This window comes from Priestia sp. 10L35, assembly GCF_056395685.1.
The window spans coordinates 959,360-975,304 of the sequence record NZ_JBFTKA010000001.1; the positions used below are offsets into that span (position 1 = coordinate 959,360).

The following is a 15,945-nucleotide window of genomic DNA, read 5'->3' on the forward strand; positions in this document are numbered from 1 at the left end:
AGATGAAGAAAAAAACGGGGGTCCTCATTTTATATGCTATTTTAAGCATATACGCACTGATTACGCTAATTCCATTTATTTGGGCGCTGTCAGCTTCTTTTAAAACGCTTGAAGAAATTGTGTCAGGTACGGTGAACTTTATTCCAAAACACTTCACGCTAGACAACTATAAACAAATTTTTGTGGAACAAAAGCTGTTCCCGCGCTGGATGTTTAATAGCTTATTTATTGCTGTAGTAGGAACAGCACTGAATTTGCTATTTAACTCAATGGCTGGTTATGCCCTTGCACGCCTCAGTTTCCCGGGAAAGAAAAGTTTGTTTATTATTATTTTAGCTGTGCTTATGATTCCTGGACAAGTAACCATGATCCCTAATTTTTTAATTTTGAAAGAGTTAGGCTGGTTAAATACCTATCAGGGAATGATTGTACCCGGAATGGTGAATGCGACATTTATATTTATGATGCGTCAATTTTTTATTAATTTCCCAAAAGAGCTTGAAGAAGCAGCGGAGTTGGATGGGTTATCAAAGTTTGGAACATTCTTTAAAATAGTCCTTCCACTTGCAAAACCTGCCCTAGCAGCACAAACGATTTTTGTATTTATGGGATTTTGGAATGATTTTATGAAGCCTTTAATTGTGATGTCTGATGAAAATATGTTTACATTAACTTTAGGGCTCAACACATTTAAAGGTCAGTACATCAGTTATTGGAACTATATTATGGCAGCTTCCATGGTTTTTACACTTCCCATTTTACTCATTTATGCGTTTTTTAATAAATATTTTATTAAAGGAATCTCGTTTACTGGAGGAAAATAAAAAAGAGGCTGGGATAAAAATATTTTAGTTAGAATTATAAACGAACGATTAATTTAAAAATATTAATCGTTCGTTTTTTTGGTATTATGATGAACGTGAATTTCATAAGTTTAGTCGCTTTTAGCGGTTGATGAAAAGGCAAGGCGAAGACTCCTGCGGGAAAAGCGGCACAGGTGAGAGCCCTCAGGAGTGTACGCGACGAGGAGGCTCACCGGCCGCCCGCGGAAAGCGAAGTCTTGTACGGAAATCAACAGCGGTGTAACAAGTAACTTATACTAACTCCTTTATTCAATTTATTCGTCTGTAAATTGTATGGATTTAGTTATGTTTTAACCTCTTTTTAATGACGTTCACTCACATACTGATCAATCATCGTTTGCAGTTCCTCTAGGGTCGTTTTACCGTTGTTAACAGACAGCTGCTTTAACGATTGAAGGGCACTATCTACAACAAACTTCCGGGGATTTGACTGTTTAAACAGCTCTTCTTCAATAAAACTAATAAGCTCTGTGCATTTTTGACGTTCGAATTCATCAGTAAATTGTTTGTGAACCTGTTTTTTTAAATCGATAAGTGCTGCAGAAATGTCCTGTTCTATTTGATTTTTAGTATTTGGGCAAGATGGAAGCCATTCTTTAATCGTTTGCGGATCGAGCAAAATGTCTCCTGAATTTGCTACTTCGTCTACAAGAGGAAGCAGGCGCTTGACACTGTAGCTTATGATCTCATGGGGGTCAGTATTTGTGCCGTTAACCATAAAATTATAGTGAAAGTTGCGATGAAGCATGCCAAGAAACATAATTGCACAATCTAGCAGGTACGGTTTCTTTTCTTGTCCAAATAAATCAATGAACCGCTTGTAAACCCAGTTTACTTCAACAAACTGGGTTTTTTTTATGTATGCTTTTAAATCAGGATCATTGGAAACAAATACTTCTTCAAGTAATGTGAAAAATTTATGTTTATGATGGTTTTTCATCTGTGCATCAATCTGTTTAACAAATACATCTACATCGGTCAGGCTTTTACCAACCAGCAGCTGATTTCGCTCTTGTTCAATTGTTGTATGAAGCCAGGTAAAAACAGCGATTAATAATTCATTTTTTGAAGAAAAATAGTTGTAGAATGTTCCTTTTGAAATGCCGCTATAATCAATGATGTCTTGAATAGATGTAGCTTGAAATCCTTTTTCAACGAAGAGATGGTGTGCATTTTTTACAACTTGCTGTTTTCGGTTATTCATTATTATCACCTAAATATAAAATTAGACTCATGGTCCAACTTTATGATACATGATTTAAAGCGTTTACACAAATGTTCTTTTCAAAAAAATAGACGATATCACGACAATGCATTGATATAAAAGGATTATAGGACTGAAAAAGTCGATAAAATAAAGAACATGAACGCAAGATTTTTCACTTGCATAAATTGAACTCACAGTATAATATACTCTATGTAGAACATGTGTCTAAAAAAATGAACTTAAAGTATAAGGAGGTACAATAATGAGTGAATCGATAAATCAAATTGAAAAGCCCCCTTATGGCATAATTGCTATTTTGTTAATTGGCGCTTTTATCTCATTGTTGAATGAAACGTTATTAAATGTGGCGCTTCCGTCTATTATGAAAGACTTAGATGTGACAACGTCAACTGTCCAGTGGCTTTCTACTGGTTATATGTTAGTGAATGGTATTATGATTCCAACTACCGCTTTTTTAATTCAGCGCTATTCTGTCAGAGGCTTATTTTTAACGGCTATGACTTTATTTACAGCGGGAACAATACTTGCGGGTGCTTCGCCCGTATTTTCGGTCTTGTTAACCGCTCGTATTATTCAAGCATCAGGCGCAGCCATCATGATGCCGCTTTTAATGAACGTATTGCTCACAAGTTTTCCGTTAGAAAAACGCGGAGCTGCGATGGGAATTTTCGGTTTAGTTATGATTTTTGCTCCGGCAATTGGTCCTACCTTATCAGGATGGCTAATTGAACACTATGAGTGGAGAATGCTGTTCCACCTTGTTACGCCAATCGCGGCAATTGTATTAATAGGCGCTTTCTTCCTATTAAAAGACAAAAAAGAAAAAGTGGAAATCAATTTGGATTTCCTATCGCTTGTGTTATCTACAATTGGATTTGGGGGACTTCTATACGGATTTAGCTCAGCAGGGGATAAAGGCTGGGATTCTGTGGAAGTATACGGCACCATTATCGTAGGAGCCGTGGCGCTGATTTTATTTATTACGCGTCAGTTCAAGCTTAAAACACCTATGCTTGAATTCCGCATTTTTAAATATCCAATGTTTGCTTTATCATCAACGATTTCAATGGTGATTACAATGGCATTATTCTCAGCCATGCTGCTAATGCCAATTTATGTTCAAACAGTACGAGGCATTTCTCCGCTTCACTCAGGATTACTAATGCTTCCGGGTGCGCTACTCATGGGTGTAATGTCTCCGATTACCGGAAAATTATTTGATAAATTCGGAGCGCGTGCACTGGCTGTAACGGGTCTAACGATTACAGCCGTTACGACGTATTTCTTCAGTAACTTAGAGCTTGATACGACATATACAACGCTCATTACGCTTTACACGCTTCGCATGTTCGGAATGTCTATGGTGATGATGCCGGTTATGACAAACGGATTAAATCAGCTGCCGCAGCGCTTTAATCCTCATGGTACTGCGATGAATAACACGCTTCAACAAGTATCGGGAGCTATTGGTTCGGCTCTTTTAGTAACGGTGATGTCAAATCGTACAGCTACGCATGCAAAAGAGCTTGCTCAAGATGCAATGAGCGGAGCAGGAGCAGCGAATGCAACGGCAGCCGGGGCAGCTCAAATGAAAGAACAAATTGGGATGCAGGCAATGGTACAAGGAATTAACGATGCGTTTGCCGTCTCAGTAGTACTAGTGGTGGTTGCTTTAATTCTTTCATTGTTTATGAAACGCGCCACGCCGGCAAGTGAAGATGAAGTGATAAAGGAAAAAGCAGGACGCGAGCAGTTTGCTAAATAAAAAAGAAATCCCCGCTGAAACAGCGGGGATTTCTTTAGCTTGTATATCTAAAGCTTAAGCCCATTTTCTTTAATAATTTCCGGTAGCCGATGGACGTTTGATCAGCCATAATATGCGCTTCCATCTGCAGGTCTAAAGGCAAGTCTTCAGGCTTTTGGTTTTCAACCATTTCACGGTCTTCGTCAAAGACGCGAAGGTTAAAGTCATACACACCTTCAACGGGAGAATCTTTGTCAAAGTTTCGAGCGATTGGTGCGAATAAACGTGTTTCGCGGGCTGAAATAGGAGAGACTGCATTCATAATCCACAGTTCTGCGCCTTCTGGGAAGTATACTTTTAGCGTAGCTGTAAACGGCGGATAAACATCAAAGACGCGAAGCCATTTAAAATCAGGTGGATTTAAATGCTGCTGTTCTTTGGAATAATTGCTCACGGTGCTCGTATATTCTACATGAAGCCCATACTCTGTATCGCTTACTTTATATTTAGGCACAAAGGCGTTGTTTCGATCACCAAATGTGTCCGTGTGAACCCAAGCAAAATGAGCTACGTCTAAAAAGCCTTCCATTTGACGACCGGCCGAACCCATGATATCAAAGCTCGGACAAACAATTTGCTGAAAATCAGGGTCCTCCCACGCATCGAAGTAAGGCAGGTTATCTTGTTCTCCTGTCAGGGAAGTCCACACTAATCCAAATCGTTCAATAACTGGATAGACGGCCATACACAAGCGGGGAGAAATATTGGCATCAGGGTGAGCTGGAATCGACGTGCATGCACCGTCCGTTGCATAGCGGAAGCCGTGGTAAGGACAGACAATTTCATCATCTTCCACCCAGCCCATGCTAAGAGGGGTGCCTCGGTGAACGCATAAATCACGAGCCGCCACTACTTTGTGTGTGGTACGGTATAGAACTAGATTTACATCTAGCAGTTTTACGGACGTTGGTTTCTCTGTTACATCACTGCAGCGTGCGACGGGGTACCAATACTTAGCGAGCGTCGTCCAATCTTCCAGGCTGAACGTGCAGTCTCTTGGGTAGGGAGTTGCCGTTTTTGATTTGGTCATGGTTGGTTGTTGTTCCATCTATTTTCTTCCCTTCTTTTGTAAGCTCTTTTACTAAGGGTAATATAAAAAAAGAAAATTCACACAATTTATGTAAGGAGTTCTAACATGAAATATGGAACTTTGTAAAAAGTGCGAATTTCAGAAGACGTAAATTAGAGAATATACCAATAAAAAAATTTAAAAAAGCGCTTCCTAAATGAATTTAAACGTGATATAATTTTCCAAGACGCTGGTGTAGCTCAGTAGGTAGAGCACTTGCATGGTAAGCAAGAGGTCGCAGGTTCGATCCCTGTCGCTAGCATACTAAAAAACCTTCTTTCTTGTTGAAAGAAGGTTTTTTTATTTGTGTCGGCTTTAAAATTATTCTCCGAATTATTCTTTCCCTTCTTGTGAAAACTTTAACAGTTTGATAGCCTTATTAGGAGGTTTTGAGAAAATATGTGTATCTTTTCCCCTGTGTCTTATGAATCATATTTAGAAATATTCTTAAAAGAATGTTTATTGTCTCTAAATATTGGGTACACGAAACTAGGGGTTAAATTTCAACAGGGAGTGTGAACGATAATTTGATTACGTTTAAGAATGTGTCAAAGCAATATCCAGACGGTACGACCGCCGTGAAAAATATTAATCTAGAAATTAAAGAAGGAGAGTTTTTCGTTTTAATTGGTCCGAGTGGGTGTGGGAAAACAACCACTTTAAAAATGATTAACCGTCTTCATGATATTACCGAAGGAGAACTATACATAAAAGATAAGCTCGTATCGGACCACAACATACATGAGCTACGCTGGAACATTGGTTATGTTCTGCAGCAGATTGCTCTTTTTCCTCATATGACCATCGCTGAAAATATAGCCATTGTACCCGAGATGAAGCATTGGAAGAAAAACAAAATCAAAACGCGCATTGATGAACTGCTTACCTTGGTAGGACTAGACCCAAAGCAGTATCGAAACCGAAAGCCGTCTGAGCTCTCAGGTGGCCAGCAGCAACGTGTAGGTGTAGCACGTGCCCTCGCAGCTGATCCCCCCGTTATTTTAATGGACGAACCCTTTAGTGCCCTCGATCCGTTAAGCCGCGAACAGCTTCAGCAAGATGTTATTAGCTTAAAAGAAAAAATCAAAAAAACATTTGTGTTTGTTACGCACGATATGAGCGAAGCGATGACGCTTGGAGATCGTATCTGCCTCATGAAAGATGGGGAAATTGTTCAAGTTGGAACCCCGGAGGAATTCATCCAAAAGCCTAAAAATGAATTTGTAAAAACATTTATTGGAAATCAAGGCAATGCTTTATTTGAGACATTGGATATGTTTGTCAAAGAAAGTGAACAGCCAGACGTAGAACCTACTGAAGAGTTAGCTTCAACCGCCACTGTTCAGCAGGCAATGGACGCCCTTTACGACCATGAAGCAATAGCCGTGAAAAAAGGGAGCAAACGTATTGGCGTTGTAACGCGCAAAACTCTATTAGCGTTTCTTTCTGATAAAACGAAAGAAGGAGGAACGCTGTAATGAATGCACTAAGCACATTATTAGATCAACGAGGAGATGCACTGTTTCAAGCTCTTCTTGAACACATTCAAATTTCAGTACTGGCTCTTGTTATCGCCGTATTAATTTCAGTGCCGCTCGGACTGTACTTAACGAGGCATGACCGCATTGCTGAACCAATCATTGGCGTAACAGCCGTACTGCAAACCATTCCTTCACTCGCTTTATTAGGATTACTGATTCCTCTTGTCGGAATTGGAACCTTTCCCGCGGTTATTGCACTGTTTTTATATTCGCTTCTTCCTATTGTACGAAATACATATACCGGAATTAAAGAAGTGGACCCATCTTTAATTGAAGCATCCAAAGCCATGGGGATGAACTCGTGGAGACGATTAATTAAAGTAGAACTTCCTCTAGCACTTCCTGTCATTATGGCCGGAATTCGCACAGCGATGGTACTCATTATTGGCACAGCGACAATCGTTGCTCTTATCGGAGCGGGCGGACTCGGAAGCTTAATTTTGCTTGGTATTGACCGAAGCGATAATAGTTTGATTTTATTAGGAGCCATTCCAGCAGCATTATTAGCGCTTATTTTTGATGGAATTCTGCGAACGATTGAACACTCAGCTAAAAAAGGGTCCAAAAAACGCTCGTTTATTATGATCATCGTATTAATACTTATTCTTGTTTCTCCGTTTGCAGCGATGAGCGCAACAAAACCAGACCTTGTTATCGGAGGGAAAATTGGTGCAGAACAAGACATTTTAATTAATATGTACAAAGAATTAATTGAAGATCAAACCGATATGAAAGTAAATCTTCGTTCGTCGCTTGGGAAAACGGTATTTGTATTTGAGGCTCTGCGTAACAAGGAAATTGATTTGTACCCTGAATATACGGGTACAGCCATTGTGACGCATCTAAAGGAACAGCCGGACAGCAAAGATGAAACAGAGGTGTACAAGCAGGCAAAAGAAGGATTTCAAAAGAAATTCGGCCTTGTCTATTTAGATCCAATGAAGTTTAATAATACGTACACATTAACCGTAACAAAGGAATTTGCCAAAGAAAATAATCTAACAACTATTTCAGATTTGGCAAATGCAACAGATAAAGTAAAAGCAGGGTTTACGCTTGAGTTTAAAGATCGTGAAGACGGCTATGTAGGCGTTCAAAAAGAATATGGTCTTACCTTCCCGAATATTAAAACGATGGAGCCGAAGCTTCGCTATCGCGCTGTAGAAAAAGGCGATATTAACATGCTTGATGCTTACGCAACGGACCCTGAAATCAAACAGTTTGGTTTGAAAGTCTTAAAAGACGATCAGCAGTTCTTCCCTCCGTATCAAGGAGCGCCTGTGCTTCGTGAAGATACGCTAAAAGAGCACCCTGAACTGAAAAAAATCTTAAATCAACTGGGCGGTAAAATCAGTGATGACGAAATGCGTGAAATGAACTATCAAGTAAATGCGAAAGGAAAAACAGCTGAAGAAGTTGCTCATCAATTCTTAGTGAAAAAAGGATTAATTAAAGAGTAAAAACGAAGAAAAAAGTTAGGACAACAGTATGTTAGTTGAAAGAAGATCCGAATGATGAATCGTTCGGATCTTTTTATTTTAGTTGTTTCTAGCAGTTGATTGGAGGGCAACGCGAAGACTCCCGCGGAAAGAGAAGTCTTGCATGGAAATCAACTGAGGTGCAAGAAGTGATTCATGCTCGATTATTTACTCCATTCGTCCATCTTTAGATTGGCGTGATTTCGTTATGTCTCAATCTCTTTTTAATGCGAGAGAAGCATTAATGAAAATGAGGTCTTATGAACAAGCTAAAGGTACCAAATTTGTTTTCTGATGGAAGGAAGGCGCTTTTATGAATTCATTTTTTACGTGTCATCCTGTACAACATTCCTTTCAGCTTTTTTCAGTTGAACATCTTGTAACTTTAGCTATTATCGTGATCATAGGAGCATTTATTTTTTTGTGTCGAAAGCATCTGGGAAAAAAGAGGTTTGTGTTCATTTTGCTTTCACTCATTCTAATTGCTTCAGAAACAGCCTACCAGGCTTGGGAAATCGGATGTCATCGGTGGTCTGCTGAAACTTCCTTGCCTCTTCAGCTCAGTGATATAGTCGTGCTGCTGGCTGCTGTTATGCTGATAACCAAAAGCAGGTTTCTTTTTTATTTTGTGTACTTCGCAGGAATCAGCAGCTCTGTTCAAGCGATGATTACCCCGGACCTTGGCGGCTATGCGTATGCCCAGTTTCGCTATGTGCAGTTTTATGTATCGCATGGCGGTGTGGTACTTGCTTGCTGTATGCTAATTGCTGCCTGCAGATATGAGCCGACGTTTCGTTCTTTGTTGGTAAGCGTAGTATTTGTTAATCTGTACGGGGGTTTTATCTATGTCATGAATCGTTTATTCCATGGGAATTATTTATACATGATGAAAAAGCCAGAGCACGCTTCCTTGCTGGATGTTCTTGGACCTCATCCTTGGTATTTAGTATGGATTGAAGGAATCATGATTCTTAGCTTTCTTGTCCTTTATCTGCCGTTTTGGGTACATAAAAAAATTAAAGGTGATAAAAGCAAAGTCAATTTTGTTGAAGCAAAATGATAATACTGGTAGTTTATAAGTGTAAACTAACTCGGATTTCCTAAAGGAAAAGGAAAGAATGACTGAACGAGCCGTGAGAGGCAAGCATAAAAAATAGAAAAGAAAAAAGCAAGCACAGACATCAGAAGGAGAGTATCAAAATGAAAACACTGGTTATTTTAGCACATCCAAACTTAACATCTTCTCGTATTAATAAAGCGTGGGCAGAGCGAGTAAAAAAAGAAGAGAATGTGTACGTTCATGATTTATACGCAAACTATCCCGATTTCAAAATTGATGTAGAAAAAGAGCAGGAGTTAGCTGTTCAATTCGATCGTATTGTTTTTCAATTTCCATTTTACTGGTACAGCTCACCAGCACTCTTAAAAGAGTGGCAAGATGTTGTCTTAACATACGGATGGGCTTATGGAAGCAAAGGTACTAAACTTCAGGGAAAAGAGTTTGTCGTAGCTACTTCAACAGGAGGCCCTGCAGAAGCTTATCAAGAAGGGGGATACAACCGTTACCCAATGAATCATCTGCTTCTTCCGTTTCAAGCTACGGCAAATTTAACAGGCATGAAGTTCCAAACGCCATTTTTATTTCAAGGAGCAGGCGGTGAGCTGAGCGACAAAGTCATTCAAGATAGTGCTGAAAGCTACGCTCAATTACTAAGGTAATAAAAAAAGCCGCGTTAACGCGGCTTTTTAATTTACATTTGTTCGTGAAAAAGAAGTAAGCAGCTTTTGAGGAGCGATATCTAATCCTTCAATGAGTAATCCTGTCATAGCAGTTAGACTCCCGACTTCAAATGATTCCCCCGCTCTCCAAAATGCGGATTCACCTTGTTTGATATAAATTTTCAGTCCGTTATCGCCAGCTACCCAGCCTTCCCCGTGAACGACTAATAGAAGCTGTGGAATCGTAGCTTCTTGACGGGGAGTATAATCATTTTCTTGAAAAGATAAAAAGCTAATTTTGACATCTCCAGTATGAGAAAGCAATGGATTTACTTTATAGGTAGAATGAAGAAAGGAACGCTCTTCTTTAGATTGAAAACCATATAATTTCATACGTTCATCTCCTTGAATCAAAAATATAAAAAAGAAGTCCTTCTCCTTTCATATACGCATGTAGTAGAAAAAATAGAACTTCAAAGAAATAGCTGTTTTCTGGAAAATGGCTTCATTTTTGTCGAAACTCAAATTTTTTTGAGAGATAGGGAGGAAAAACAGAAGTTTTTTTGAATAGTATAAAAAAAGGTGTCCGCTAATGGACACCTTTTCCTAATTTAAAAATGACTGTAACGCTTGTTTGTTTTCTTCAAGGTCGATGCTTAAAACAGCACCAATACCGGATACTCGTTCATTTGAATAGGAACCTTCGACCGGTAAACGAAGAGATTTTAAATCTGGCTGATTCCCAACTAAGAAATCTTTTCCTATCACGATAAATGTTTTTGGAGGAATATTTGTATCCACATATGGATCAATGACGCCCCATAGCTTAGGAGCTTTTGCCAGCGTCTTTACTTGAAGAGCTTCATCCATTAATTTACCGATCACTTCTTGTTGACGCTTCACGCGCCCGAAATCACTTTGGCTATCATGTCGGAATCGCACGTATCCTAGTAATTTATCTCCGTGAAGAGTTTGTTTTCCAGGTTTTAGCGTCATGCCAATTCCTGATGACATTTCGTGCGGCACGGTAACCGTAATTCCCTCAGGGGCAATTGTATCGGCAACTTTAGAAAAACCTTTAAAATCAACAACGGCATAATAGTTTACATCTACGCCGAAATTTTCTTTAATTGTCTTACGCATTAATTCGGGCCCGCCAAATGCATAGGCTGAATTTAATTTGTTTTTGCCATGTCCAGGAATATCCACATATGAATCACGCATCAAAGAAATAATTTTAGGCTGATTGCTGTCTTTGTCATAATGAGCAATCATGATTGTATCGGCACGCGAATGTTCTTCACCTCGAGAGTCAATTCCAAGAAGCAGCACATTCATGCTATCTAAATTGGCACTTGCACCATTAAAATCAAATTGTCCATCTTTCCCAAAAGCTCCGTCTGCTTCTGCTAACCCTTGTTGGTATTGATAATACACATACGCACCAGCGGCGATTACAAGAATGAGAAAGAAAAGAAGTAGCTTTCTAAAGCGTTTCTTTTTTCTTTGCTTTTTTCTTTTATGTTGTTTACGTTCTGTACGTTCTTCCAAATGTCTCACCATCGCATTCAAAAATATTAATACTTTTTTGTTTGAAACCAATTATGCAAAAAATTATAAAACGACATAATAAAATTAACACTAAGGAATTAGATTAGCAAGTACGTTCACTAGTAAATCTGCGAAGACAGCTAAAATAAGAGAAGTGTACAAATAGAAGAAAGAGGAAATAAAGGTTATTTTTTTCAAGGATCTTTGTTATAATCTATCATAGTTAGGGGAAAAGTTCTGTCTTTTAAGAATGGAATAAGAGGAAAGTCTCTATTTGGGGAGAATCAAATATAGGTCTAAATGTAGAAAAAAGGAGTGAAGCGAATGAGTATATATGTGTCATCTTCGAACCTTGTGCTGATTCCAGAAGCGACGTTAAGTCATTGGAAACCTTATGGCGCGGGGGAATTGACCGGAGCTATTATTTCAGGTAAAGATAGTGCTGAAATAATTAAAGAGCTTAATCAATCGTCTATTCTGCCTTTTACAAGTTTTTTCTATCGAAAGCATTTTGTTATTCTGTTTGATAAAGAACAAGTGAAAAATCATTTTGAACAGCTGCTTTTATTATATAAATCTCAGGGATATATTTTTTATTCTTCTACTTTATACGATGATCACTGGTCCCAGGTCCTTGAAGGAACGAAGCAGCTGCTAACGGTAAATGGACAAGTGGTGCCAGTGCTTGAGCTTGAACAAAACGGTGAATTTGATGTTGTGCGTGATGAAGGCGGTCTGCACATAGTGATAGATGATGACGAAGACGAAGAGAAGCAGCTAGAAAAAAAAGTTCATGAGCTTCCGCTTGAAGAAGGTACCTATTTTATTGGCGATCCGGGATTTGTTGAAAACCGGGACATGCTGGTGAAAGAATATTTTCCTAAAGGTACGTACGAATTTATTTATAGATACGGAGAAAATGGCTGGCTGATGAAAGTAAGTATTCAGCGAAAAGCGATTAAAGAGCAGCTTACTACTCTTCACGCGGCTTTGTCTTAACCTCTATTCATTGTACAATATTGCTAAATAACTATGTTATAATAGTAATATTGTACAATGAAAGGGGTTTTTTTAATGGAAGCACGTTTACAAAAAGTCGTATCGTGGCTAAAAGAAAAGAATGTAGAAGCAGCCTTTATTTCGTCAACCGAAAACGTATTTTATTTAACTGGATTTCACACGGATCCGCATGAGCGTTTGCTTGGCTTATTTGTGTTTAACGAAGCGGAGCCGATGCTTGTTTGCCCATCAATGGAAGTGGGACAAGCAAAAGAAGCGGGCTGGAAGTTTGATGTGATTGGATATGAAGATCATCAAAATCCTTGGAAACTTATTAAAGAAGCTTTACATAAACGAAACGTAATAGATGTGAAAAAGGTTGCTGTAGAGAAAGAGCAGCTGCTGTATGCGAGAGCTGAAGAACTGCTTAGCCTATATCCAAACGCTGAGCTAGTCGGAGCAGAAGAGAAGTTAAATCAGCTGCGTTTAATTAAAGATGAGCGTGAAGTTGAGATTCTTCAAAAGGCAGCTGCCTTAGCTGATTTTGGTGTAGAAGTAGGTGTAGCTGCTTTAAAAGAAGGCGTTACGGAAATGGATGTTCTGGCTAAAATTGAATACGAGCTAAAGCGAAAAGGAATTCGTGAGATGTCGTTTTCAACGATGGTTTTATTTGGTAAAAAAACGGGAGAAGCGCATGGGAACCCAGGTCTTCGCACGTTAAAGCCAGGAGATATGGTTCTGTTCGATTTAGGTGTAGTGCTAGACGGATACTGTTCAGATATTACACGTACAGTCGCTTACAAGTCTATTAATGATAAGCAAAAAGAAATCTATGAAACGGTACAGCGCGCTGAGCAGGCAGCACTTGAAGCTTCCAAGCCCGGAACTCGCATTGGCGACTTGGACATGGTAGCACGCAATATTATTACAGAAGCAGGATATGGAGAGTATTTCTTGCATCGTCTTGGTCATGGTCTTGGCATCAGCGTGCATGAGTTTCCTTCAATGAGCCGCAACAATGACGATGTGCTTCAAGAAGGCATGGTATATACAATTGAACCGGGTATCTATATTCCAGGACTCGGAGGCGTGCGTATCGAAGATGATGTAATCATTACAAAAGATGGATACGAAACGTTAACGAAGTACCCAAAAGAATTACAAATTATTTCATAATAATGTCATAAAAAATAGAGGCTGCCATGGTGCAGGCTCTATTTTTTATGGGAAAAGAAAAAATTGGTTAAGGTTTCTCGTTTGCTTCTTGATACAATTTCATAGTATGTTACGAAACGATAACATTTCTATCACATTTTCTAAAAACTATATCGTAAGCGAGTGCAGTAGTATATGCTGTACAGTAGGGAGCTTTTTAAGGTCGCAAGCAAGGAGGTTTTTTATGAGTAATTTTACAAAAGATGAAGAATTAATTATACATAAAGCAATAGATGTATTTGGTCAAAAGGATCGAATTGAAGATTATTCAGATGAAAGAAAAAAGCATGGTATTCACGTTGTGGCGTGTGAAAACCATCCGCGTCAAGACGTAACCGCGTATGCAACGCTCGGTGGACATCAATGTCCGACAGGCTATACAGTTGGAGGAATCCCGCTTCGAATTGAAATCGTTGGGGCTTGTCATGAGGAATTTGGTATTTATTCTGCTATTTTAGCAAACTGTATTTTCCATATGATGAAATCTCATGTGTCCATCTTCCCAGGAGCTATTTATAAAGACGTTATTGCAGTGCTTGATGACAGCTTTCATATGCAGCACATTTTGCTGATTCCGCCGTTTTTATGGGATAATTTTTCAACGATTGAACTATCTGATAAAAAAGTAACGTTCCTGCAGGCCGTTCCGATTTCAGAAAATGAACGTGCTTTTGCACTTGAGTACGGAGTAGATTCGTTGCTAAGCCGCTTTGATGCTGAGCAGGTGAATGTCTTCAATTTAGAAAGAAGATCTGTTGTATAAACAAAAAGAGCGCCGACTAAGACGCTCTTTTTTGTTATTAATTAGTAGGTCAATTCTTTTTGCGGTATAGCTTTTTTATGACTTGTTTGGTAGCTGTGAAGGACCATGCCTGCTATGATAACTCCCATTCCAACCCAAGAAAGAATCGATGGCAAAGGACTTGATAGAAGGGAGACCTCTCCTAGCAGGGCAAATAAAACTTCCATCGATTGTGTAGCTTCAACTGCACCTAGCTTTTGAGAATCTTTTTTAACAAGGTCGGTTGCTGCAAAAAATAGAACTGTTGCACATACTCCTGAAAGTAAAGCAACTAAACTGCTTTGATAAATCTGAGTTGTTTTTGGTAGTCCATCGGTCACGCAGGCATAGACAGAAAGAATAATCCAAAACGGCAGGCTTGAAAGCGTCATTCCAAGCACGCGCTGAAACGTATTAAGTGACGACACTTCCATCATTTTACGGTTGCCAAGCGGGTACGCAAAAGAGGCAATTAAAATGGGAATGGTACAAAGCAAGGCAGTAACGGCTGACAGTTCAGTCGCATGCTCAAGCTGCATGAGCACAACTCCTATTAAAATAATAAACGAAAAACCTAGCTGCTTGAAGGGAATGCCTCCTCGCTTCTTTCCTTCCTTGTAAAACAAAGGAGCTAGGAGAGACCCCGATAAAATTGTGATTTGCCAAGTTCCTGCAATAAGCCAGCCGGGACCGTAGGCTGAAGCAAAACAAAGAGGAGCGTAAAATAACCCAAATCCAACCGTGCTCCAAAGCAGCCATTTTTGAGGCTGGGCTTTTATTTCTGCCACCACAGGTTTAATACCACCCCAAAAATAAACGAGCACAAGTAAAAGAGGTACCATAAAAAAATAGCGCAGCGACGCGCTCCACGCCCAGCTGCCTCCGGATAAATCCATCGCTCGATTTAAAACGAATGTAAAAGCAAAAAAGAATGAGGCAGCAATGCCTAATAAAAGAGGCTTCACTTGGATTCCTCCTCACTTGTCAGCGCTTCACCTAGCGTCAGCCAGTTCGTTTCGACAAGCTGCGATGTCAGTGCGGCATCTTTTTGACCGCAAGCGTTCATGATTTCTTTGTGCTGATCAACCGAAGCAAGGCTAGCAAGAGACGAAAAACGAGCGATTTCCAGACGCTGAATTTTGGCGCTTGTTTGTTTTACAACACGTTCTAGCTCTATATTGTTCGCCCGTTTTAAAAAGACGGAATGAAATGCTTCATCCGCTTCGATCGCTTTAAGGACATTTCTTGTTTTGATTGCATGTTCTAGAGATTGATTGTGTTTGATTAGTTCGCCCATATCTTCTTCTTGTAACGAAGTACAAGCCAGCTTAGCAGCAAGTGCATGAAGAGCTGCGACGACAATAAAAGATTGTTTTGCCTCCTCAAGGTTTAATGGAGCCACTTTTGTAGAAGAGCCAGGTGTCGTTTGGACAAGGCCTTCATCTTCAAGCCTTTTTAATGCTTCTCGAACAGGAGTGCGGCTAACTCCAAACTGCTCAGCCAGTTCTTTATCCTGAAGCTTTTGTTCGGGCTGAAATTCAAGCATGACAATATTGTGTTTAAGTGTTTGATAGACTTCTTCCCTTAAAGAAAGTCGTTTGAGAGGTTGAATGTTATTTTTCATAAAACCAATATATCGCATATTACATTAAATAACAATGTGAAAACTAAAAAAACTTCGTCTAAAAAGCAGACAG

Annotated in this window: 16 protein-coding genes and 1 tRNA gene; 11 read left to right on the plus strand and 6 right to left on the minus strand. The window is 39.4% G+C overall.

The features are described 5' to 3' along the window. Positions 1–2 precede the first annotated feature (2 nt). The gene (locus AC1DEF_RS04895; RefSeq protein WP_013058617.1) at positions 3–824 is read left to right on the plus strand and encodes a carbohydrate ABC transporter permease; all 822 of its coding nucleotides are present in this window, start codon (positions 3–5) and stop codon (positions 822–824) included. Between the two features lie 127 nt (positions 825–951). After that, positions 952–1,086, plus strand: coding sequence for a hypothetical protein (locus tag AC1DEF_RS04900; RefSeq protein WP_290368874.1), 135 nt, complete (start codon positions 952–954; stop codon positions 1,084–1,086). A gap of 78 nt (positions 1,087–1,164) precedes the next feature. Here AC1DEF_RS04900 and AC1DEF_RS04905 read toward each other — a convergent pair whose 3' ends face one another. Next, positions 1,165–2,067, minus strand: a complete 903-nt coding sequence (locus AC1DEF_RS04905; protein ID WP_043978374.1) for a TetR/AcrR family transcriptional regulator — start codon at positions 2,065–2,067, stop codon at positions 1,165–1,167. A gap of 265 nt (positions 2,068–2,332) precedes the next feature. Between AC1DEF_RS04905 and AC1DEF_RS04910 the strand changes: the two genes are divergently transcribed. Then, positions 2,333–3,856: a DHA2 family efflux MFS transporter permease subunit gene (locus AC1DEF_RS04910; RefSeq protein ID WP_097824401.1), complete on the plus strand. Its 1,524-nt coding sequence runs from the start codon at positions 2,333–2,335 to the stop codon at positions 3,854–3,856. A 34-nt stretch (positions 3,857–3,890) separates the two neighbouring features. Here the strand turns inward: AC1DEF_RS04910 and AC1DEF_RS04915 are convergent, their stop codons facing one another. Further along, positions 3,891–4,943, minus strand: coding sequence for an aromatic ring-hydroxylating oxygenase subunit alpha (locus AC1DEF_RS04915; protein ID WP_097824400.1), 1,053 nt, complete (start codon positions 4,941–4,943; stop codon positions 3,891–3,893). 210 nt (positions 4,944–5,153) lie between these two features. Between AC1DEF_RS04915 and AC1DEF_RS04920 the strand changes: the two genes are divergently transcribed. The 5 genes from AC1DEF_RS04920 (at position 5,154) to AC1DEF_RS04940 (ending at position 9,702) form a co-directional block, all read left to right on the plus strand. Next, positions 5,154–5,226 (plus strand) — tRNA-Thr (locus AC1DEF_RS04920). Between the two features lie 265 nt (positions 5,227–5,491). Then, on the plus strand, positions 5,492–6,442 hold the full coding sequence (locus tag AC1DEF_RS04925) for an ABC transporter ATP-binding protein (RefSeq protein ID WP_014458647.1): 951 nt from the start codon (positions 5,492–5,494) through the stop codon (positions 6,440–6,442). Then, positions 6,442–7,965, plus strand: a complete 1,524-nt coding sequence (locus AC1DEF_RS04930; protein ID WP_043978380.1) for an ABC transporter permease/substrate-binding protein — start codon at positions 6,442–6,444, stop codon at positions 7,963–7,965. Before AC1DEF_RS04925 ends, AC1DEF_RS04930 begins: the two co-directional genes overlap by 1 nt. 331 nt (positions 7,966–8,296) lie before the next feature. Next, positions 8,297–9,043 (plus strand): YwaF family protein, encoded by a 747-nt coding sequence (locus tag AC1DEF_RS04935; RefSeq protein WP_097824399.1) that lies wholly within the window; start codon positions 8,297–8,299, stop codon positions 9,041–9,043. Between the two features lie 140 nt (positions 9,044–9,183). Beyond that, positions 9,184–9,702, plus strand: a complete 519-nt coding sequence (locus tag AC1DEF_RS04940) for an NAD(P)H-dependent oxidoreductase (RefSeq protein WP_097824398.1) — start codon at positions 9,184–9,186, stop codon at positions 9,700–9,702. A 27-nt stretch (positions 9,703–9,729) separates the two neighbouring features. On the opposite strand, the gene AC1DEF_RS04945 is transcribed toward AC1DEF_RS04940, so the two are convergent. After that, on the minus strand, positions 9,730–10,095 hold the full coding sequence (locus AC1DEF_RS04945) for a cupin (protein WP_477727308.1): 366 nt from the start codon (positions 10,093–10,095) through the stop codon (positions 9,730–9,732). A gap of 213 nt (positions 10,096–10,308) precedes the next feature. Beyond that, a complete protein-coding gene (locus AC1DEF_RS04950) occupies positions 10,309–11,265 on the minus strand; it encodes an LCP family protein (protein WP_371264487.1) in 957 nt (318 codons plus the stop codon). A 312-nt stretch (positions 11,266–11,577) separates the two neighbouring features. Between AC1DEF_RS04950 and AC1DEF_RS04955 the strand changes: the two genes are divergently transcribed. The 3 genes from AC1DEF_RS04955 to AC1DEF_RS04965 all read left to right on the plus strand — a co-directional run bounded on the left by AC1DEF_RS04955 (position 11,578) and on the right by AC1DEF_RS04965 (position 14,230). Beyond that, the gene (locus tag AC1DEF_RS04955; protein WP_097824397.1) at positions 11,578–12,252 is read left to right on the plus strand and encodes a hypothetical protein; all 675 of its coding nucleotides are present in this window, start codon (positions 11,578–11,580) and stop codon (positions 12,250–12,252) included. Positions 12,253–12,327: 75 nt separating this feature from the next. After that, entirely contained in the window at positions 12,328–13,428 is a 1,101-nt protein-coding gene (locus AC1DEF_RS04960) for a M24 family metallopeptidase (protein WP_406884516.1), read from the plus strand. Positions 13,429–13,651: 223 nt separating this feature from the next. Further along, positions 13,652–14,230 carry a suppressor of fused domain protein gene (locus AC1DEF_RS04965; RefSeq protein ID WP_013084584.1) on the plus strand — a complete coding sequence of 193 codons (579 nt, stop codon included), beginning with the start codon at positions 13,652–13,654 and terminating at the stop codon, positions 14,228–14,230. A 41-nt stretch (positions 14,231–14,271) separates the two neighbouring features. On the opposite strand, the gene AC1DEF_RS04970 is transcribed toward AC1DEF_RS04965, so the two are convergent. Continuing rightward, positions 14,272–15,213, minus strand: a complete 942-nt coding sequence (locus AC1DEF_RS04970; protein WP_377576667.1) for a DMT family transporter — start codon at positions 15,211–15,213, stop codon at positions 14,272–14,274. Next, positions 15,210–15,890: a GntR family transcriptional regulator gene (locus AC1DEF_RS04975; RefSeq protein ID WP_097824395.1), complete on the minus strand. Its 681-nt coding sequence runs from the start codon at positions 15,888–15,890 to the stop codon at positions 15,210–15,212. The genes AC1DEF_RS04970 and AC1DEF_RS04975 overlap by 4 nt, the downstream gene beginning before the upstream one ends. Between the last annotated feature and the right edge of the window lie 55 nt (positions 15,891–15,945).

What these genes read in the sequence shown, in the direction of transcription:
- AC1DEF_RS04955 (WP_097824397.1), top strand. Translation starts at nt 11,578, where the DNA reads ATGAGTATATATGTGTCATCTTCGAACCTTGTGCTGATTCCAGAAGCG.
- AC1DEF_RS04905 (WP_043978374.1), bottom strand. Translation starts at nt 2,067, where the DNA reads ATGAATAACCGAAAACAGCAAGTTGTAAAAAATGCACACCATCTCTTC.
- AC1DEF_RS04895 (WP_013058617.1), top strand. Translation starts at nt 3, where the DNA reads ATGAAGAAAAAAACGGGGGTCCTCATTTTATATGCTATTTTAAGCATA.
- AC1DEF_RS04930 (WP_043978380.1), top strand. Translation starts at nt 6,442, where the DNA reads ATGAATGCACTAAGCACATTATTAGATCAACGAGGAGATGCACTGTTT.
- AC1DEF_RS04940 (WP_097824398.1), top strand. Translation starts at nt 9,184, where the DNA reads ATGAAAACACTGGTTATTTTAGCACATCCAAACTTAACATCTTCTCGT.
- AC1DEF_RS04975 (WP_097824395.1), bottom strand. Translation starts at nt 15,890, where the DNA reads ATGCGATATATTGGTTTTATGAAAAATAACATTCAACCTCTCAAACGA.
- AC1DEF_RS04910 (WP_097824401.1), top strand. Translation starts at nt 2,333, where the DNA reads ATGAGTGAATCGATAAATCAAATTGAAAAGCCCCCTTATGGCATAATT.
- AC1DEF_RS04965 (WP_013084584.1), top strand. Translation starts at nt 13,652, where the DNA reads ATGAGTAATTTTACAAAAGATGAAGAATTAATTATACATAAAGCAATA.
- AC1DEF_RS04945 (WP_477727308.1), bottom strand. Translation starts at nt 10,095, where the DNA reads ATGAAATTATATGGTTTTCAATCTAAAGAAGAGCGTTCCTTTCTTCAT.
- AC1DEF_RS04935 (WP_097824399.1), top strand. Translation starts at nt 8,297, where the DNA reads ATGAATTCATTTTTTACGTGTCATCCTGTACAACATTCCTTTCAGCTT.
- AC1DEF_RS04950 (WP_371264487.1), bottom strand. Translation starts at nt 11,265, where the DNA reads ATGGTGAGACATTTGGAAGAACGTACAGAACGTAAACAACATAAAAGA.
- AC1DEF_RS04915 (WP_097824400.1), bottom strand. Translation starts at nt 4,943, where the DNA reads ATGGAACAACAACCAACCATGACCAAATCAAAAACGGCAACTCCCTAC.
- AC1DEF_RS04960 (WP_406884516.1), top strand. Translation starts at nt 12,328, where the DNA reads ATGGAAGCACGTTTACAAAAAGTCGTATCGTGGCTAAAAGAAAAGAAT.